Here is a 17489-nt window from a genome sequence, read left to right as displayed (position 1 = left end):
CCTGACACACCGCCTTCGCGAGCAAGCCCGCTCCCACAGGGGTCAGCAGTGAGCCGCCAATCACATTCCAGAGCAGGCACAAAAAAGGCGACCCGAAAGTCGCCTTAGTGCGTTACTGCCCGAATTGCCGTCCCAGGCCACCCGGTACACCGTGAATGTCCGTCTCTTCCCACGGCCCGTTCGGACCAATCGACCGGCTCCAGCCGTTATCCCAGCGGTAATAGGTACGCTGGCGATAGAAGGTATTGGGCTGGTCATCGAGCACATAGACCCCAAGCTTCGGATCCCAATGGCTGTTGCCCCCCGGTGGCGGCGCAAAGCTGGCCGATGTGCGGGGCAACGGTTTGGCAGGTTTCGCCGGAATGCCCGGCTTAACCGGTGTGGGCGAAGTCGATGGCGTGGGGCTGGGCTGCGACGGCGGGAACGGTGGTGGTGCCGGATGTTCCGTTGGTTGCTGGACCGCACAAGCGCTTAACCCCATAACGACGCTGAGCAGGGTGATACGAGCGAATGCGGTCATGATTGCGTTTTCCTGTTATTTGTCCGGGCTGTCGATGGTCAGTGTTTGCGGCGCGGTGGTGCTGCTGGCCAGGGGCTGGCTGCGACCGATCCATTCGCCGGCGGTCGGTTTGCCGGCACGGGAAATGCGCGCAACCAGTTGGACTTCAGGGAAGTTCGACAGTTTCAATTGCGGCATCATCGCGTCGGCATCGCCCAGTTCGACGGTCACCGGCAGGTCGGCCACGGTCATGCGCTTGACCGCCAGCGGGGCCGGAGGACCGGAGATCGCACGGGCGAAGATGAACACGCTGTCGCCAGGCTGGACCTTGGTTTTGAGGTCTGCGGCCAGATCGACGCTGACCTTGAGCAACGCCGAGGCCTTGGCCGCCGGTGCTTGCGCAACCTTGCCGCCACTGGCCACCAGTTTCTCCGTGGCCCGGGAAATCCCGCCTTGCAGCGCCTCGCGGGACTTGTCGTCCGGCGGCAACTGCGCCAACAGGCGATTCCAGTAATCGATGGCGTCCTGATAACGCTCGCCTTCAAACGCGGCAATGCCGAGCAAGCCAAGGCTGGTGACTTCTTTCGGATCGGCCTTGAGCGCTTCGTCGGTCAAGGCCTGGACCTTGTCCGACCACTTCTTGCCATCGGCGAAGTACTGGGCCTGGGCCCATTGACCGAGCAGCTCGGGCTGACGACCGGCCACCCTCACCGTGCGTTCGAACATCTTCGCCGCGTCCGCCGGGCGATCCTGAGCCATGTAGGTGCGACCGAGGAAGTACATGCCTTCAGCGGATTCCGGCTGAGCAGCGACCACGCGCTCCAGGCGCCGGGTCATTTCTTCCATCGACTTGGGTGCCTGGGAAAATTCGCGGGTCAGTTCGACCTTGTCGCTGGCGCCGTAATGCATGTACAGCCCCAGGCCCAGCATCGGCACCAGGACGGCCGCCAGCAACGGCAAGGGTTTGCCCAGTCGCGACACTCGCGGCGCCTCGACGCCTTCGGTATCCGCCAGCAACTCACGGGCAGCTTCGGCGCGACCGGCGTCCATTTGCGCCGCATCGAGCACGCCCTCTTCCTGCTGAGTCTGCAACTCAGCCACGCGTTCCTGATAAAGCGCGACGTTCAGGGCGGTACGATCCTCTTCGCGCTGGGCACGACGACTGCGCAGTACGGGGATCAACAGAAAACTCAGGGCAACCAGAAGCAGCAGACCTGCAGCGAGCCAGAAATCAATCATTCTTGGTTTTATCCAACAGGTGGTCGAGGCGCGAGCGCTCCTCGGCAGAAAGCGAGCCCGGGGTGCCGGCGCGTTGCACGCGACGACGGCGAACGATCACCGCGATGATCACGACACCGCCCAGCAGCAGGCCGGCGGGGCCGAACCAGAGCAAAGCAGTCTTGGCGTTCAGGGCGGGCTTGTAGCGGACGAAGTCACCGTAGCGGTCGACCATGAAGTCGATGATCTGCTGGTTATCCTTGCCCTCGCCGAGCATGCGGAAAATTTCTTTGCGCAGGTCGGCGGCAATCGGTGCGTTGGAATCGGCGATGTCCTGATTCTGGCACTTGGGGCAACGCAGCTCCTTGGTCAGCTCGCGAAAACGCTCGCGATCACCTTCCTTGGCGAACTCGTAGGTGTCGATGGCCGCGTGGGCCACGCCAGCCAGGCTCAAGCCCAGGACAAGGGTAGCGATCCAGCGTTTCATGGCTTGGCCTCGTCGACCAGCGCCTGGTACTTGGCCGCCAGTTTTTCGCGCCAGACCTGCTCGTCGATCACGCCGACGAACTTGTCGCGGATGATCCCCTTGGCGTCGATGAAGAAGGTTTCCGGCGCGCCGTACACGCCGAGATTCAGGCCCAGCGAGCCTGCGTCGTCACGAATATCCAGTACATAGGGGTTGTGGAAGTCCGTCAGCCACTTCAAGGCATCGGCGTTGATGTCCTTGTAGTTGATGCCGTAGATCACCACGCCTTGCTGGGCCAGCTTGTTCAGCACCGGGTGCTCGACCCGGCAGGAAATGCACCAGGTGCCCCAGACGTTGACCAGCGCCGGCTTGCCGAGAATGTCAGCGCGGGTCAGGGTCTTGTCGCCCTGCACCGCCGGCAGGGAAAACTCCGGGAACGGCTTGTTGATCATGGCCGACGGCAGCTCGGCCGGATCCAGGTACAACCCACGGTAAAGAAACACAGCAACCACCAGAAAAATCGCCAGTGGCAACAACATCAACCAACGCTTCATGCAGTGGCTCCCGACATGCCCAGTGCTTCGCGCACGCGGCTTTTTACCTTGACCCGATAACGCCGATCCAGCGCCGCCAGCAACCCGCCGAAGCCGGTCAGCAAACCACCGAACCAGATCCAGCGCACAAACGGTTTGACGTGCACGCGCACAGCCCAGGCGCCGTTGCCCAGTGGTTCACCGAGGGCGACATAGAGGTCGCGGGTGAAACCGGCGTCGATGCCCGCTTCGGTCATCACCGAGTTCTGCACGGTATAGAGGCGTTTTTCCGGGTGCAGCACGCTGACTTCCTTACCGCCCTTGATCACCCGCACGGTGCCCTTGTCGGAGGTGAAGTTCGGGCCTTCGAAGTGCTTGGCGCCTTCAAAGACGAACTGATAGCCGCCCAGGTCCATGGATTCACCCGGTGCCAGGCGCAGGTCCCGCTCGGCACTGTTCTGGCTCGACAGCACGACACCCAGAGCACACACGGCAATGCCCAGGTGCGCGATCTGCATGCCCCAGTAGCTGCGGGTCAGGGTCGGCAGGCCCTTGATCAGGCCTTTGTGACGGGTCTTGTCGAAGATGTCACGCACACCGGCCAGCAACACCCAGGCGGCGAGCATGAAGGTCGCGAGCACCGCCCAGTTGAAATCGCCGTAGGCGACACCGGCGACCACGGCCATGGCGGCGCTGCCGAGCAATACCGGGGTGAGCATGCTCACCAGCCATTTCACCGGGGTGTTTTTCCAGCGCACGATCACACCGACCGCCATCACTACCATCAGCAACGCCATCAACGGAATGAACAGCGCATTGAAGTACGGCGGGCCGACGGACAGCTTGGCGCCGGTCATGGCGTCCAGAATCAACGGATACAAGGTGCCGAGCAGGATCATCGAGGCGGCCACCACCAGCACCAGGTTGTTGCCCAGCAGCAGGGTTTCCCGGGACCAGAGGTTGAAGCCTACCTGGCTCTTGACCACCGGCGCGCGCAGGGCGAACAGCGTCAGCGAACCACCGACCACGAACAGCAGGAAAATCAGGATGAACACACCGCGCTCCGGATCGGAGGCAAAGGCGTGCACCGAGGTCAGCACGCCGGAGCGTACGAGGAACGTCCCCAGCAGGCTCAACGAAAACGCAGCGATGGCCAGCAACACGGTCCAGCTCTTGAACACGCCACGTTTTTCCGTGACCGCCAACGAGTGAATCAGCGCGGTGCCCACCAGCCATGGCATGAACGAGGCGTTTTCCACCGGGTCCCAGAACCACCAGCCGCCCCAGCCGAGTTCGTAGTACGCCCACCACGAACCGAGGGTGATGCCGATGCCGAGGAACGCCCAGGCGACGATGGTCCACGGGCGCGACCAGCGTGCCCACGCGGCATCCAGGCGACCGCCCATCAGCGCGGCGATGGCGAAGGCGAAGGCCACCGAGAAACCGACGTAGCCCATGTACAGCATCGGTGGGTGAACGATCAGGCCGATATCTTGCAACAACGGATTAAGATCGGCGCCGTCGCTGGGCATTTGCGGCAGGATGCGCTTGAACGGGTTAGAGGTCATGATCAGGAACAGCAGGAAACCGGTGCTGATCATGCCCATCACCGCCAGCACGCGGGCCAGCATGACCTGCGGCAATTGCCGGGAAAACACCGACACCGCGAAGGTCCAGCCGCCGAGAATCAAGGCCCACAACAGCAAGGAACCTTCGTGGGCACCCCACACGGCGCTGAACTTGTAGTACCACGGCAACGCGCTGTTGGAGTTGTTGGCCACATAGGCCACGGAGAAATCGTCGACCATGAAGGCGTAGGTCAGGCAACCGAAGGCAAACACCAGAAAGGTGAATTGCCCCCACGCGGCCGGCTGGGCCAGGCTCATCCACAGGCGGTCGCCGCGCCAGGCACCGAACAACGGCACCACGGCCTGGGCCAGGGCGAAGCACAGGGCAAGAATCATCGCCAGGTGGCCAAGCTCGGGAATAAAAATGCCGGATGTCATGGATCAACCCTCCTTCGCGGGCGTTGGAGCCGATTGACCGCTGTCTTTCAACGCCTTGGTCACTTCCGGCGGCATGTACTTCTCATCGTGCTTGGCCAGCACTTCATCGGCCACCACCACGCCATCGGCATTGAGCTTGCCCAAGGCGACGATGCCCTGCCCTTCACGGAACAGGTCCGGCAGGATGCCGCGATAGGTGATGGTCACGGATTTATTAAAGTCGGTGACGACGAATTTCACATCCAGGGAGTCGCTGGAACGCTCCAGCGAGCCCTTCTCGACCATGCCACCGGCGCGAATGCGCGTGTCTTGTGGCGCTTCGCCGTTGGCGATCTGGGTCGGTGTGTAAAACAGATTGATGTTCTGCTGCAGGGCGCTCAGGGCCAGGCCGACGGCAGCGCCGACCCCGACCAGGATCGCGAGAATGATGGTAAGACGCTTTTTGCGCAGCGGATTCACTTGCCGTTCTCCCGGCGCAGACGACGCGCCTCTTGTTGCAGATACCGCTTGCGGGCCAGGATCGGCGCCGCCACGTTGAGGGCCAGTACCGTCAGGCAGATGCCATAGGCTGACCAGACATACAGGCCATGATGACCCATGGCGATGAAGTCGCCGAATGAAGCAAAACTCATCGAGCGACCTCCAGGCTGTTTTCCACTTCAGCCTTGACCCAACTGGCCCGGGCTTCGCGCTTGAGCACTTCAAGACGCATGCGCAGCAGCAGGACCGCGCCGAAGAAACAGTAGAAACCCAACACCGTCAGCAGAAGTGGCAGCCACATCTCGGCAGGCATTGCCGGTTTTTCGGTGAGGGTGAAGGTTGCGCCCTGGTGCAGGGTGTTCCACCACTCCACCGAGTACTTGATGATCGGGATATTGATCACGCCGACGATCGCCAGCACCGCACAGGCCTTGGCCGCGCTGTCACGATTGCTGATCGCGTTGCCCAGCGCAATGAGACCGAAGTACAGGAAAAGCAGGATAAGCATGGACGTGAGGCGTGCATCCCAGACCCACCACGAGCCCCAGGTCGGCTTGCCCCAGATCGCCCCGGTGACCAGCGCCACGGCGGTCATCCAGGCGCCAATCGGTGCGGCGCATTGCAGGGCGACGTCGGCCAGTTTCATCTTCCATACCAACCCGACGATGCCGCACACGGCCAGCATCACGTAGATGGACTGCGCCAGCATGGCGGCCGGGACGTGGATATAGATGATGCGGAAGCTGTTGCCCTGCTGGTAGTCCGGCGGCGCGAAGGCCAGGCCCCAGACCACGCCTACGCTGATCAGCAGCAACGCCGCGACGCTCAGCCAGGGCAGCATTTTGCCGCTGATGCCGTAAAACCATTTGGGCGAGCCGAGCTTGTGAAACCACGTCCAGTTCATACTGTTTCCATCACGGTTGCTCTTTACTGTGAAGAGCCTGGGCCTTTACTGGTTAAAAAATAACCAGACCTCATTATTCGCCGACGCTGATCTTCAGGCCAGCAGCTATTGCAAAAGGTGTCAGGGTTATCGCCAGGGCGGTCAGGCTGCCAAGCCACAGGAGATAACCGGTCGCCGGCATGCCCTGCAAGGCAGCCTGCAAGGCGCCACTGCCAAGGATCAACACCGGGATGTACAACGGCAGTATCAGCAGTGCCAGCAGCAGGCCACCGCGCTTCAAGCCCACGGTCAGCGCCGCACCCACTGCACCGAGCAAGCTCAGTACCGGTGTACCGAGCAGCAACGAAAGCAGCAACACCGGCAGACAGGCGGCAGGCAATCCGAGCATCAACGCCAACAAAGGTGCGAGCAAAACCAGTGCCAGGCCGGAAAAGGCCCAGTGTGCCAGCACCTTGGCCAAAACCAGAAGAGGCAGGGGGTGCGGCGAAAGGACCCACTGTTCAAGGGATCCATCTTCGAAATCACTGCGGAAAAGCCCGTCCAGCGAGAGCAGAACCGATAAAAGTGCCGCCACCCAGACCAACCCCGGAGACAAGGTTTGCAACAATTGAGACTCGGGGCCGACTGCCAACGGGAACAGCGAAACGACGATGGCAAAGAACACCAGCGGATTGGCCAACTCCGCTGGACGGCGGAACAGCAGACGCGCCTCGCGGGCGACCAACAGGCCGAAAACACTCATACGGCCCAGCTCCCCAGATCGATGTCGCGATAACCGGCCGGCATCCGGCTCAGCGTGTGGTGAGTGGTCAACACCACCATGCCACCGCGTTCGCAATGGCCGGCCAGGTGTTCTTCGAGTTGTGCCACGCCCTGCTTGTCGAGGGCGGTAAAGGGTTCATCGAGGATCCACAGCGGCGGGCTGTCCAGGTACAAGCGCGCCAAGGCAACGCGACGCTGCTGGCCCGCGGACAGGGTGTGACAGGGAACATCCTCGAAACCACGCAGGCCTACTGCGGCCAGCGCCTGCCAGATCGCCTCATGGGTCGCCGGGTGATGCAAGGCACACAGCCAGCTCAGATTCTCTTCCGGCGTCAGCAAATCCTTGATCCCGGCAGCGTGGCCGATCCAAAGCAGGTTGCGCGCCAGTTCGCCGCGTTGCTCGTTCAGTGGCTGGCCATTGAGCAGCACTTGACCGGCGGTCGGGTGCATCAGCCCCGAGAGCAGGCGCAACAGGCTGGTCTTGCCACTGCCATTGGGGCCGCTGATTTGCACCATTTCGCCACTGGCCAGTCTCAAATCGAGATTTTCGAAGAGCAGCCGAAGGTCTCGCTCACAGGCAAGGGCAACGGTTTGCAGGACAGGACTGGTCAAGGGTTCACGGGCCTTATACGGTTCAAGTCGGCACTGGCGCGGCCGTTAAAGAGATGCAGCATAGATGCAATGACGTCTTGTACTAGAGAGCTGCGTCAAACAATTGCAAAGTTTTCGCCATTTTTGGATACAACGGCGCGGCATTATACATGCCAGGCCCTACTCTAAAGAGTGCATTTTCCTCAGGTTGTGACCGCGTATGACAGGCGAAATGAACATCCTCCCGCTACCGCAAACCCTCCCGGCGCCCTCACGCCCGCAGGTGGTCAGCGGTGAATTGCTCAAGTTGCTGACGCCGGTGGAGGGGCTGATCAGCGTCGGTCAAACCGCCCAGGCCGAAGTGTTGTCGCTCAAGCAGGCGGATCAGGCTTTCCAGATGCTGCTCAAGGTCACCCTCGACAGCGGCCGCCAGACCACAGTCCAGACCACCAGCAATCAACCGCTGCCCCAAGGCACCACGCTATTCGTCACCCAACCCTCGGCCGGCAATCTGGCCGTGACGGCGCAACAGGCCATTGCCTCCAGCGTCGCCACCCTCACCCACCTCGACACCGGACAGTTGCCCGTTGGCACCCTGCTGCAGGGCAAGGTGCTGACTTCGCAAGTGCTGCCGCAAGTGCCCGGCCAGCCCATGGTGTTTCGCTCGATGGTGAGCCTGCTCAACAGCGCACTGAGCGGCAGCACCCTGAGCATCGACAGTCCGCAGCCCTTGCGCATCGGCACCTTGTTGAGCGCGCAGGTGCAAGACAGCCAGACATTGAAATTCGTGCCACTGAGCAGCCGCCAGGAACAACTGGCGGTAACCCGGCAACTGGTCGACCAGCAAAGCCGCCAGGGCTCGCTGGATGGCTTGCTCAAGCTCCTGCAGAACCTTCCGGCCTCGGACCAGACCTCTGCCGAACTGCGCAGCGCCGCTGCCCGTTTGCTCGCCGGCCTGCCGGATGTCCAGCAACTGAGCACCCCCAAGGGCCTGGCCCTGGCGCTGGCCAGCAGTGGTGCGTTCCTCGAAAGCAAACTGCTGAACGGGCAAACCCCGACGCTCGCACCGGACATGAAAGGCGACCTGCTGAAACTGGTTGCGCAGTTGAGTCAGGGCTTGCCGGCCAGCACCAGCCTCGGCGCGATCATCGCCGCCAACACCCTGGCCCAGGCCATGCCGAACTTTGTCCGCAATGCTCTGGGCATGCTCGGCCAAGTCAGTGCCAAACCGTCGCCGACCGGTTTCCCGCTGCCCGAACGCCTGCTGCAAAGCGCCGACGGTGAAAACGACCTCGAACACCTGCTGCGCCTGGCTGCCGCCGCAGTTTCGCGCCTGCAAAGCCATCAATTGTCGAGTCTGGAACAAACCGGCGTAACCGCCGACGGACGGCTGATGAGCACCTGGCAGCTGGAAATCCCGATGCGCAATCTCCAGGACATCGTGCCCTTGCAGGTCAAGTTCCAGCGCGAGGACACCCCCGAGAAAGAACAGCCAAAAGAACGTCGCGAAGTACGCGAATCCAGGCAACAGCTGTGGCGAGTCGAACTGGCCTTCGCCATGGAGCCCTTGGGGCCGCTGCAAATCCAGGCGCAACTGATCAAGGGCAGCCTCTCCGGCCAGCTCTGGGCCGAACGGCCGTACACCGCCAGCCTGATCGAAAGCAATCTGGCCGGGCTGCGTGATCGCCTGCTGTCCGCCGGCCTGAACGTCGGCGACCTGGATTGCCACCTCGGCACACCGCCCCAAGGCCCCCAAACCCGCCTCGAACAACGCTGGGTCGACGAAACCGCATGAAAAACCCCAATGCCCCACGCCAGGCCATCGCCCTCAAATACGACGGCACCCACGCCCCTACTCTCACTGCCAAGGGCGACGAAGAACTGGCGGAAGAAATCCTGAAAATCGCTCGCGACTGCGAAGTGCCGATCTACGAAAATGCCGAGTTGGTGAGGCTGCTGGCGCGCATGGAACTGGGGGACAGCATTCCGCAGGAGCTTTATCTGACGATTGCCGAGATCATTGCGTTTGCTTGGAATTTGAAGGGCAAGTTTCCGGCGGGGTTGGGTCCGGATGCGCTAATGGTGGAGAAGGACATCACCAAGCGCGGGGATGATTACTGAGCTTACGTCCCGCTTGTGCAGGAGCCGGCTTGCCGACGAACAAGGCCTTGAATATTGCACCGATCATTTAGCCGCCTTCGCTGGCAAGCCAACTCCTGCAAAACGCAAAAGCTTGAGACTGCGACCAATAATCAATCCATTGATAAGGCCAGCCCCCAGTGCCGACCATGACGTCATCGGCAATTCATTGGCCATTTCCGGGTACATCGCTACCTGATAGCCAAGGTAGTAACGCCATGCGAAGAAGCCCCAATACACCATCAGTACCTTGACTGTACCGCCCAACTCCAAACTTTCTCCCACGCACCTCACATTCGTGTACGAGTAAAAACGCAATGCGAGTAACCATCCCGCCAATAACCCGATTACATAGGCCGAGAGTGGAATGACTACACCTTGGGAGAGATTCAGCGAGGCCAGGGACAGGGTCACGAATATCACCGGTGTGATCTGCAATGACCTTTTCGACACGTGATTCTTGAAGCAGGCAATGACACCGTAATAAGTCAGGATCAGAAAAACCGCATAAACCCACAGCGGTGTACCGCGCAAAATGTCGATCATGAGCCTCCTTGGCACTGCATATTTTGAACAAGATGATCAAACTACTGATGGCGGGTTGCGATCACAAGATAGCGGAATCTGAAAAAGCTATAGGCAGGAGACTACCGCAGCGCAATCCCCGTCTGAGGATAGAGAGGAATGCGTCGGATCGCGGAGAAGATTGCTGCGCATTCGAAGACGCCATCGTCGGAACGCCGTGTTTCTTCAGGAGGCCCGCGTCATCGTTGACGTCCATCGTCGGAACGCCGCCCGGAGCAAGCTCGCTCCTACAGTTGATCTTCGGTGAACACATGTCCTGTGTCCGACATAGAACCACTGTAGGAGCGAGCCTGCTCGCGATGAACTCAAGTGCGACGCGGTCATTCAGACAGCCCGCGCAATCGTTGATGTCCATCGCGAGCAGGCTCGCTCCTACAGGTAACTAGTTCTTGTGAAGCTTGCTCATCAACTCCGCCTCAGCCTGGGTCAAGCCGCAGGACTGGGTCAGTTCGTCGACGCTGGCGCCCATCCCGACCAGTCGCGCCGCCTGGGCAAACGACAGGCTTGTAGGATCGCGTTGTTCCATCTGAGCCAGCTTGTCCGGCAACGGCGCAACGATCGCGCGCAGTTCATGCAGGTCTTCGCCCATGCGCACGTTGCCGTTCTGGTAGTCCTCGACGCGCTTGCCCAGGTCCTTGATGCGCTGATCACGCAATGCATCACCCTGGGCCTGTTGTGCGGCGATCTGCTTTTGACCGCGAATGTACGCCAGGAACATTGCCAGCGTGCCTGCCCAGAACAGGAACAGGACAATGACCGCAACCTCGAGAATCAATCAGATACTCTCCAGTTCCGACCATTCTTCTTCGCTCATCATCTTGTCCAGCTCGACCAGGATCAGCAGTTCGTTGTTCTTGTTGCACACGCCTTGAATGAACTTGGCGGACTCTTCGTTACCCACGTTCGGCGCGGTTTCGATTTCCGACTGACGCAGATAAACCACTTCGGCCACGCTGTCGACCATGATCCCGACAACCTGCTTGTCGGCTTCGATGATGACGATACGGGTGTTGTCGCTGATCTCGGCATTCATCAGGCCGAAGCGCTGACGGGTGTCGATCACGGTGACGACGTTGCCGCGCAGGTTGATGATGCCCAGCACGTAGCTGGGGGCACCCGGGACCGGGGCGATTTCGGTATAGCGCAGGACTTCCTGAACGCGCATCACGTTGATGCCGTAGGTCTCGTTGTCCAGCTTGAAGGTGACCCATTGCAGGATCGGATCTTCGGAACCTTTTGCCGCCGTTGCCTTGTCATTCATACCCTGCCCCCTCAAGAAACCGCCCTGGCGGTGTGTGTTCCGTGCAACGCCATCGAGTGACGTCGCCTGTTGTTTATCTAATGTTTGTCGGTTTGTGGTTCGGTTTGCTGCCGGACATGTGCTTTGCCCCGCCACTGGCGATCAACTCGGCCAATGAGGCGACGTCGAGCAAGGCGCACATGTGTTCAATCACCGTACCGGCGAGCCATGGCCGCTGCCCCCGGTGACTTCTCCATTTGATTTCATTCGGGTCCAGACGCAACGAGCGGCTGACCTGATGCACCGCCAGGCCCCATTCATAGCCCTGGACCGAAATCACGTATTGCAGACCCTGCTTGAAATCGTCGCGGTAACGGTCGGGCATGACCCAGCGCGCCGTATCGAGCACCTTGAGGTTGCCGGCCTGGCTCGGCAGGATGCCCAGGAACCATTCCGGCTGGCCGAACAACGGCGTCAGCTCGTGACCGGCCAGGGAGTAAATCGACCCCAGGCACACCAGCGGCACTGCCAGGGTCAAGCCGGCGACATCGAACAGCAGGCATTCGAAGGGTTCGGCAGCCCAGGACGGACGACCGTCGGTTTCCACCGGGGGCGGCGTGTTGCTCGGTGGCAGATGCACTTCGACGACGGGCGGTACCCGTACCTGAGGCTCCTCGATAACAGGAGTCTCCAGCACTTCGGCCTCTTCAATCGGCGCCACCAGGGTTTGCAACAGCGGTGCGATGGTCGATACCGGTGCCAGAACGGGTTCCGGTGCATCGATCACGACGACGGAAGTCCTGGCCAAAGGCGCAGTCACCGCAGTGGCTGCCACCGCGATTTGCTGCGCATCCCGGGCCTGTTCTTCGAGCACGGCAGCCTGGAACTCGTCCAGCACGCCTTGCTCTTCGACGACGCTCAGCGCTTCGACAACCTCGGCCATCTCCTCGGTTGCGTCTTGCAGCAAATTATCCAGATACGACTGCAACGCCAGTTGCGGGCGCGATGTTGTCTTTACCAGTCGATTCATGAGCGCTCACCTGTAGGAGCGAGCTTGCTCGCGATGAACCTGAGAGCGCCACGGGGTGCCAGGTTTCCCGCGTCATCGTTGACGACCATCGCGAGCAGGCTCGCTCCTACAGGGATCGAGGTCATATCACGCCACCTGCGGAACAAGTTGTGCCGCCAACAGGTGCTTGAGCAATGCGCGATAAGCCAGAACACCACGGCTCTTGCCGTCGAACTGCGAAGGCGTCAGCCCGGCACGGCTGGCATCACGCAGACGCGTGTCCACCGGGATGTAGCCCTGCCAGATTTCGTCGGGGAATTTGTCGCGCAGCACGCGCAACGTCCCGAGGGACGCCTGGGTGCGGCGGTCAAACAGTGTCGGCACGATGGTGAAGGGCAACGCCTGTTTGCGCGAGCGGTTGATCATCGCCAGGGTATTGACCATGCGCTCAAGGCCTTTGACTGCCAGGTGTTCGGTCTGCACCGGAATCACCAGTTGCTGGCTCGCCGCCAAGGCATTGACCATCAGCACGCCGAGCAAGGGCGGGCTGTCGATCACGGCGTAATCGAAGTCCTGCCACAGTTGCGCCAGGCTCTTGGCAATCACCAGGCCCAAACCACTCTGCCCCGGCGACTGGCGCTCAAGGGTGGCCAGCGCGGTGCTGGAGGGCAACAGGGAGATGCGTTCGTCACTGGTCGACAGCAGCAGTTGACCCGGCAGTCCTTGCGGCACGTTGCCCTTGTGCAGAAACAGGTCGTAGCTGCTGTGCTCCAGGGCGTCGGGGTCGTAGCCGAAGTAGCTGGTCATCGAGCCGTGGGGGTCGAGATCGACCACGACCACGCGCTTGCCCGCCTCCGCCAGTAAACCGGCTAAAGCGATGGAGGAAGTGGTTTTACCAACACCACCCTTTTGATTGGCGACTGCCCAGACTCTCATTCGGATTGTTCCTCCCGGCCGCACGGATCGGCCGAGAAATAGCTCAACGTGTTAATGCGGGTGACGGAGAATTGACGGCGCTCTCTCGTACCGGCGACTTGACCGGGGTCGGTGCAGTTTGTGTGCCAGCACGCTTCAATGCGGCATCCGGTTGCGCATGGGCGGTTCCGGTGCCGGTCAGGCTGCGGCGAACATCGAGGTTGCGCGACACCACCAACACCACGCGACGGTTGCGGGCGCGACCTTCAGCGGTGGCATTGTTGGCCACCGGCTGAAACTCGCCGTAGCCCACCGAAGCCAGGCGACCGGGGTTCACCCCTTGCATCGCCAGCATGCGCACTATGCTGGCCGATCGGGCCGAGGACAGTTCCCAGTTGGTCGGATACTGCGCGGTGCGGATCGGTTGATCGTCGGTGAAACCTTCGACATGAATCGGGTTGTCGAACGGCTTCAGGATCGCGGCGACCTTGTCGATGATGTTGAATGCGATGTCGCTGGGCATGGCATCGCCGCTGCCGAACAACAGGCTGGAATTGAGCTCGATCTCGACCCACAGTTCGTTGCCGCGCACGGTCATCTGATTGGAGCTGATCAGGTCACCGAACGCCGCGCTGATATCGTCGGCGATGCTTTTCAACGGATCGCTGGCGCCAGCGACACCGGCATCGACCTGGTCACTGTCCTTGACCAACGGCTTGGCCGGGGTCACGGTCTTCGGCCGCTCGTCCCCGATGGGGATCGGCTTGAGCGCGCGATCGGAATCGGTGAAGACGCCGATCAGCGCTTCGGAAATGACCTTGTACTTGCCTTCGTTGATCGAAGAGATGGAGTACATCACCACGAAAAAGGCGAACAACAAGGTGATGAAGTCGGCATAGGAAACCAGCCAACGTTCATGGTTTACATGCTCTTCATGCTGGCGACGACGTGCCATGAGCCTATTCCCTTAATCCATGAAGCCCTGAAGCTTCAACTCAATGGAGCGAGGGTTTTCACCTTCGGCGATCGACAGGATCCCTTCCAGCAACATTTCGCGATACCGCGACTGGCGCAACGCGATGGATTTGAGTTTGGCGGCAATCGGCAGCAGCACCAGGTTGGCACTGGCCACACCGTAGATGGTGGCGACGAAGGCCACGGCGATACCGTTACCCAGTTGCGACGGATCACCCAGGTTGCCCATGACGTGAATCAGGCCCATCACCGCACCGATGATACCGATGGTCGGCGCATAGCCGCCCATGCTTTCAAAGACCTTGGCGGCTTCGATGTCGCGGGCTTCCTGGGTGTAGAAATCCACTTCCAGAATGCTGCGGATCGCTTCCGGTTCGGCGCCATCCACCAGCAACTGCAGGCCTTTGCGCGCGTAATTATCGGGTTCGGCGTCGGCGACACCTTCCAGGCCGAGCAGGCCTTCCTTGCGTGCCGTCAGGCTCCAGTTCACCACGCGGTCGATGCCACCGGCCAGGTCGACACGGGGCGGAAACAGGATCCAGGCGAGGATCTGCATGGCACGCTTGAAGGCGCTCATCGGCGATTGCAGCAGCGCCGCGCCAATGGTGCCGCCGAGCACGATCAGTGCTGCCGGGCCGTTGGCCAGGGCGCCCAGATGACCGCCTTCAAGGTAGTTGCCGCCGATGATGGCGACAAAGGCCATGATGATGCCGATCAGGCTTAGAACATCCATCAGATGCACGCCTCGACCAAGTGCTTGCCGATGTCGTCCAGGCTGTACACCGCGTCGGCGAGCTCAGCTTTGACGATGGCCATCGGCATGCCGTAGATCACGCAACTGGCTTCGTCCTGCGCCCAGATCGAACTGCCGCCCTGCTTGAGCAGGCGCGCGCCTTCACGACCGTCGGCACCCATGCCGGTCAGGACGACCGCCAGAACTTTGTCACCATAGGACTTGGCTGCCGAACCGAATGTGATGTCCACGCACGGCTTGTAATTGAGACGCTCGTCACCCGGGAGGATTTTCACTGCGCCGCGGCCGTCGATCATCATTTGCTTACCACCCGGTGCCAGCAGCGCCAGGCCCGGACGCAGGATGTCACCATCCTCGGCTTCCTTGACGCTGATGCGGCAGAGCTTGTCCAGGCGCTCGGCAAAGGCCTTGGTGAAGGCGGCCGGCATATGTTGAACCAGCACGATCGGGGCCGGGAAGTTGGCCGGCAATTGGGTCAATACCCGTTGCAGGGCAACCGGGCCGCCGGTGGACGTACCGATGGCCACCAGTTTGTAGTTTTTGCGTTTCGGCGCGGGCGACGAAGGGGCGGCCGCATGCGCGCGCGCAGGGATCGGTGCCGGTGCCGGACGCACGGGGGCACTGCTGCCAAAGCTGCCCACGCTCGAAGGCGCAGGCGTCGGGGCTGGCGCAGCGACAGGCGCCGGAGCGCTGTAGTGACTGACTCGACGATTACTGCGCGAGATGCTCAGAATCTTCTCGCACAGCAGTTGTTTGACCTTCTCGGGGTTGCGCGAGATGTCTTCGAAATTCTTCGGCAGGAAGTCCACCGCACCGGCATCCAGCGCATCGAGGGTGACGCGGGCGCCTTCGTGGGTCAGCGAGGAGAACATCAGGACCGGGGTCGGGCAGCGTTGCATGATGTGCCGCACGGCAGTGATGCCGTCCATCATCGGCATCTCGTAGTCCATGGTGATCACGTCGGGCTTGAGGGCCAGCGCCTGATCAATCGCCTCTTTGCCGTTGGTCGCCGTGCCGACGACCTGGATATTCGAATCCGCTGAAAGAATTTCCGAGACGCGGCGGCGGAAAAACCCCGAATCGTCCACCACCAGGACTTTGACTGCCATAAACACTCCATTAGATGGAGCGAGGCCAGGCGCCCCGCTCCACCAGAATCAAATACGCCGTGTGGCGTAACGCTTGAGCATGCTCGGAACATCGAGAATCAGCGCGATGCGGCCGTCACCGGTGATGGTGGCGCCGGACATGCCCGGCGTTCCCTGGAGCATTTTGCCCAATGGCTTGATGACCACTTCTTCCTGGCCCACCAGCTGATCGACGACAAAGCCGATCCGTTGCGTGCCCACCGAAAGGATCACCACATGACCCTCGCGCTGCTCTTCGTGAGCGGCGGAGCTGACCAGCCAGCGTTTGAGATAGAACAGTGGCAGTGCCTTGTCCCGCACGATCACCACTTCCTGGCCGTCCACGACGTTGGTGGTCGACAGGTCGAGGTGGAAGATCTCGTTGACGTTCACCAGCGGGAACGCAAACGCCTGGTTGCCGAGCATGACCATCAGTGTCGGCATGATCGCCAGGGTCAGCGGCACCTTGATGACGATCTTCGAACCCTGGCCCTTGACCGAGTAGATGTTGATCGAACCGTTGAGCTGGGAAATCTTGGTTTTCACCACGTCCATGCCCACGCCACGACCCGATACGTCGGAGATCTCGGTCTTGGTCGAGAAACCCGGGGCGAAGATCAGGTTGTAGCACTCGGTATCGCTCAGTCGGTCTGCCGCGTCCTTGTCCATCACACCGCGTTTAACCGCGATGGAACGCAGGACGTTCGGGTCCATGCCTTTACCGTCATCGGAGATCGACAGCAGGATGTGATCGCCCTCCTGCTCGGCCGCCAGGATGACCTTGCCGCCACGGGCCTTGCCCGAGGCTTCGCGTTCTTCCGGCGATTCGATGCCGTGGTCGACCGCGTTGCGCACCAAGTGGACCAGCGGATCCGCCAGGGCCTCGACGAGGTTCTTGTCGAGGTCGGTTTCTTCGCCGACCAGTTCCAGGTTGATCTCTTTCTTGAGCTGGCGAGCCAGGTCGCGAACCAGGCGCGGGAAGCGTCCGAAGACTTTCTTGATCGGTTGCATCCGGGTCTTCATGACCGCGGTTTGCAGGTCGGCCGTGACCACGTCGAGGTTCGACACGGCCTTGGACATGGCCTCGTCGCCGCTGTTGAGGCCCAGACGGACCAGGCGGTTACGCACCAGCACCAACTCGCCGACCATGTTCATGATTTCGTCGAGGCGCGCGGTATCGACCCGCACGGTGGTCTCGGCTTCGCTCGCCGGTTTTTCCGCCGGTGGCACGGCCGGAGCGCGGGACGATGCCGATACAGCAGCCAGTGCAGCAGCGGCTGGCCGGG

At 61.2% G+C, this 17489-nt stretch carries 21 protein-coding genes and 1 pseudogene; 2 read left to right on the top strand and 20 right to left on the bottom strand.

Annotation, left to right across the window (positions count from 1 at the left end):
- Positions 1-112 precede the first annotated feature (112 nt).
- From PMI29_RS31300 to ccmA, 10 genes are all read right to left on the bottom strand, one after another.
- Positions 113-520, bottom strand: a complete 408-nt coding sequence (locus tag PMI29_RS31300) for a hypothetical protein (RefSeq protein WP_008000415.1) — start codon at positions 518-520, stop codon at positions 113-115.
- A 15-nt stretch (positions 521-535) separates the two neighbouring features.
- A complete protein-coding gene (ccmI, locus tag PMI29_RS09990; RefSeq protein ID WP_008000413.1) occupies positions 536-1738 on the bottom strand; it encodes a c-type cytochrome biogenesis protein CcmI in 1203 nt (400 codons plus the stop codon).
- On the bottom strand, positions 1731-2204 hold the full coding sequence (locus PMI29_RS09995) for a cytochrome c-type biogenesis protein (protein ID WP_008000411.1): 474 nt from the start codon (positions 2202-2204) through the stop codon (positions 1731-1733). Before PMI29_RS09995 ends, ccmI begins: the two co-directional genes overlap by 8 nt.
- Positions 2201-2737 carry a DsbE family thiol:disulfide interchange protein gene (locus PMI29_RS10000; RefSeq protein WP_008000409.1) on the bottom strand — a complete coding sequence of 179 codons (537 nt, stop codon included), beginning with the start codon at positions 2735-2737 and terminating at the stop codon, positions 2201-2203. Before PMI29_RS10000 ends, PMI29_RS09995 begins: the two co-directional genes overlap by 4 nt.
- Complete coding sequence (locus PMI29_RS10005) at positions 2734-4722, bottom strand: heme lyase CcmF/NrfE family subunit (RefSeq protein ID WP_008000407.1); 1989 nt, start codon at positions 4720-4722, stop codon at positions 2734-2736. Before PMI29_RS10005 ends, PMI29_RS10000 begins: the two co-directional genes overlap by 4 nt.
- A gap of 3 nt (positions 4723-4725) precedes the next feature.
- Entirely contained in the window at positions 4726-5181 is a 456-nt protein-coding gene (ccmE, locus tag PMI29_RS10010) for a cytochrome c maturation protein CcmE (protein ID WP_008000405.1), read from the bottom strand.
- Complete coding sequence (gene ccmD, locus PMI29_RS10015) at positions 5178-5354, bottom strand: heme exporter protein CcmD (protein ID WP_007983322.1); 177 nt, start codon at positions 5352-5354, stop codon at positions 5178-5180. The genes ccmE and ccmD overlap by 4 nt, the downstream gene beginning before the upstream one ends.
- Positions 5351-6106 carry a heme ABC transporter permease gene (locus PMI29_RS10020; RefSeq protein WP_008000403.1) on the bottom strand — a complete coding sequence of 252 codons (756 nt, stop codon included), beginning with the start codon at positions 6104-6106 and terminating at the stop codon, positions 5351-5353. The genes ccmD and PMI29_RS10020 overlap by 4 nt, the downstream gene beginning before the upstream one ends.
- Positions 6107-6179: 73 nt before the next feature.
- Positions 6180-6848 carry a heme exporter protein CcmB gene (gene ccmB, locus PMI29_RS10025; protein WP_007983326.1) on the bottom strand — a complete coding sequence of 223 codons (669 nt, stop codon included), beginning with the start codon at positions 6846-6848 and terminating at the stop codon, positions 6180-6182.
- Positions 6845-7480, bottom strand: coding sequence for a cytochrome c biogenesis heme-transporting ATPase CcmA (gene ccmA, locus PMI29_RS10030; protein WP_007983328.1), 636 nt, complete (start codon positions 7478-7480; stop codon positions 6845-6847). Before ccmA ends, ccmB begins: the two co-directional genes overlap by 4 nt.
- 199 nt (positions 7481-7679) lie before the next feature.
- Here ccmA and fliK point away from each other — a divergent pair, with 199 nt between their 5' ends.
- Positions 7680-9254 carry a flagellar hook-length control protein FliK gene (gene fliK / locus PMI29_RS10035; protein WP_008000400.1) on the top strand — a complete coding sequence of 525 codons (1575 nt, stop codon included), beginning with the start codon at positions 7680-7682 and terminating at the stop codon, positions 9252-9254.
- Positions 9251-9580: an EscU/YscU/HrcU family type III secretion system export apparatus switch protein gene (locus PMI29_RS10040; RefSeq protein WP_008000398.1), complete on the top strand. Its 330-nt coding sequence runs from the start codon at positions 9251-9253 to the stop codon at positions 9578-9580. Before fliK ends, PMI29_RS10040 begins: the two co-directional genes overlap by 4 nt.
- A gap of 63 nt (positions 9581-9643) precedes the next feature.
- On the opposite strand, the gene PMI29_RS10045 is transcribed toward PMI29_RS10040, so the two are convergent.
- The 10 genes and pseudogenes from PMI29_RS10045 to PMI29_RS10085 all read right to left on the bottom strand — a co-directional run.
- Complete coding sequence (locus tag PMI29_RS10045) at positions 9644-10144, bottom strand: hypothetical protein (protein ID WP_008000397.1); 501 nt, start codon at positions 10142-10144, stop codon at positions 9644-9646.
- Between the two features lie 421 nt (positions 10145-10565).
- Positions 10566-10958, bottom strand: a complete 393-nt coding sequence (locus PMI29_RS10050; RefSeq protein ID WP_008000395.1) for a DUF2802 domain-containing protein — start codon at positions 10956-10958, stop codon at positions 10566-10568.
- Complete coding sequence (locus tag PMI29_RS10055; RefSeq protein WP_007980742.1) at positions 10959-11444, bottom strand: chemotaxis protein CheW; 486 nt, start codon at positions 11442-11444, stop codon at positions 10959-10961.
- Between the two features lie 73 nt (positions 11445-11517).
- Positions 11518-12453 (bottom strand): CheW domain-containing protein, encoded by a 936-nt coding sequence (locus PMI29_RS10060; RefSeq protein WP_008000393.1) that lies wholly within the window; start codon positions 12451-12453, stop codon positions 11518-11520.
- Positions 12454-12464: 11 nt separating this feature from the next.
- Positions 12465-12578, bottom strand: a pseudogene (locus PMI29_RS32930) (outer membrane lipoprotein carrier protein LolA); the annotation flags it as partial.
- 1 nt (position 12579) lies between these two features.
- The gene (locus PMI29_RS10065; RefSeq protein ID WP_008000390.1) at positions 12580-13368 is read right to left on the bottom strand and encodes a ParA family protein; all 789 of its coding nucleotides are present in this window, start codon (positions 13366-13368) and stop codon (positions 12580-12582) included.
- Between the two features lie 43 nt (positions 13369-13411).
- Positions 13412-14302, bottom strand: a complete 891-nt coding sequence (motD, locus tag PMI29_RS10070; RefSeq protein WP_008000388.1) for a flagellar motor protein MotD — start codon at positions 14300-14302, stop codon at positions 13412-13414.
- A gap of 12 nt (positions 14303-14314) precedes the next feature.
- Positions 14315-15055, bottom strand: a complete 741-nt coding sequence (locus tag PMI29_RS10075; RefSeq protein WP_008000387.1) for a flagellar motor protein — start codon at positions 15053-15055, stop codon at positions 14315-14317.
- On the bottom strand, positions 15055-16185 hold the full coding sequence (locus PMI29_RS10080) for a protein-glutamate methylesterase/protein-glutamine glutaminase (protein ID WP_008000385.1): 1131 nt from the start codon (positions 16183-16185) through the stop codon (positions 15055-15057). Before PMI29_RS10080 ends, PMI29_RS10075 begins: the two co-directional genes overlap by 1 nt.
- A gap of 48 nt (positions 16186-16233) precedes the next feature.
- On the bottom strand, positions 16234-17489 hold a 1256-nt coding region (locus PMI29_RS10085; protein WP_008000383.1), incomplete at its 5' end, for a chemotaxis protein CheA.

The organism is Pseudomonas sp. GM49 (assembly GCF_000282355.1).
Taxonomy (GTDB): Bacteria; Pseudomonadota; Gammaproteobacteria; order Pseudomonadales; family Pseudomonadaceae; genus Aquipseudomonas.
This window is presented reverse-complemented; position numbering and strand designations above follow the sequence as displayed.

Excerpts from the sequence above, each read along its gene's own strand:
- PMI29_RS09995 (WP_008000411.1), bottom strand. The coding sequence starts at position 2,204 with ATGAAACGCTGGATCGCTACCCTTGTCCTGGGCTTGAGCCTGGCTGGC.
- ccmB (WP_007983326.1), bottom strand. The coding sequence starts at position 6,848 with ATGAGTGTTTTCGGCCTGTTGGTCGCCCGCGAGGCGCGTCTGCTGTTC.
- PMI29_RS10005 (WP_008000407.1), bottom strand. The coding sequence starts at position 4,722 with ATGACATCCGGCATTTTTATTCCCGAGCTTGGCCACCTGGCGATGATT.
- PMI29_RS10045 (WP_008000397.1), bottom strand. The coding sequence starts at position 10,144 with ATGATCGACATTTTGCGCGGTACACCGCTGTGGGTTTATGCGGTTTTT.
- PMI29_RS10040 (WP_008000398.1), top strand. The coding sequence starts at position 9,251 with ATGAAAAACCCCAATGCCCCACGCCAGGCCATCGCCCTCAAATACGAC.
- ccmI (WP_008000413.1), bottom strand. The coding sequence starts at position 1,738 with ATGATTGATTTCTGGCTCGCTGCAGGTCTGCTGCTTCTGGTTGCCCTG.
- PMI29_RS31300 (WP_008000415.1), bottom strand. The coding sequence starts at position 520 with ATGACCGCATTCGCTCGTATCACCCTGCTCAGCGTCGTTATGGGGTTA.
- PMI29_RS10065 (WP_008000390.1), bottom strand. The coding sequence starts at position 13,368 with ATGAGAGTCTGGGCAGTCGCCAATCAAAAGGGTGGTGTTGGTAAAACC.
- PMI29_RS10055 (WP_007980742.1), bottom strand. The coding sequence starts at position 11,444 with ATGAATGACAAGGCAACGGCGGCAAAAGGTTCCGAAGATCCGATCCTG.
- fliK (WP_008000400.1), top strand. The coding sequence starts at position 7,680 with ATGACAGGCGAAATGAACATCCTCCCGCTACCGCAAACCCTCCCGGCG.
- PMI29_RS10080 (WP_008000385.1), bottom strand. The coding sequence starts at position 16,185 with ATGGCAGTCAAAGTCCTGGTGGTGGACGATTCGGGGTTTTTCCGCCGC.
- ccmD (WP_007983322.1), bottom strand. The coding sequence starts at position 5,354 with ATGAGTTTTGCTTCATTCGGCGACTTCATCGCCATGGGTCATCATGGC.
- PMI29_RS10000 (WP_008000409.1), bottom strand. The coding sequence starts at position 2,737 with ATGAAGCGTTGGTTGATGTTGTTGCCACTGGCGATTTTTCTGGTGGTT.
- PMI29_RS10075 (WP_008000387.1), bottom strand. The coding sequence starts at position 15,055 with ATGGATGTTCTAAGCCTGATCGGCATCATCATGGCCTTTGTCGCCATC.
- PMI29_RS10060 (WP_008000393.1), bottom strand. The coding sequence starts at position 12,453 with ATGAATCGACTGGTAAAGACAACATCGCGCCCGCAACTGGCGTTGCAG.
- PMI29_RS10020 (WP_008000403.1), bottom strand. The coding sequence starts at position 6,106 with ATGAACTGGACGTGGTTTCACAAGCTCGGCTCGCCCAAATGGTTTTAC.
- motD (WP_008000388.1), bottom strand. The coding sequence starts at position 14,302 with ATGGCACGTCGTCGCCAGCATGAAGAGCATGTAAACCATGAACGTTGG.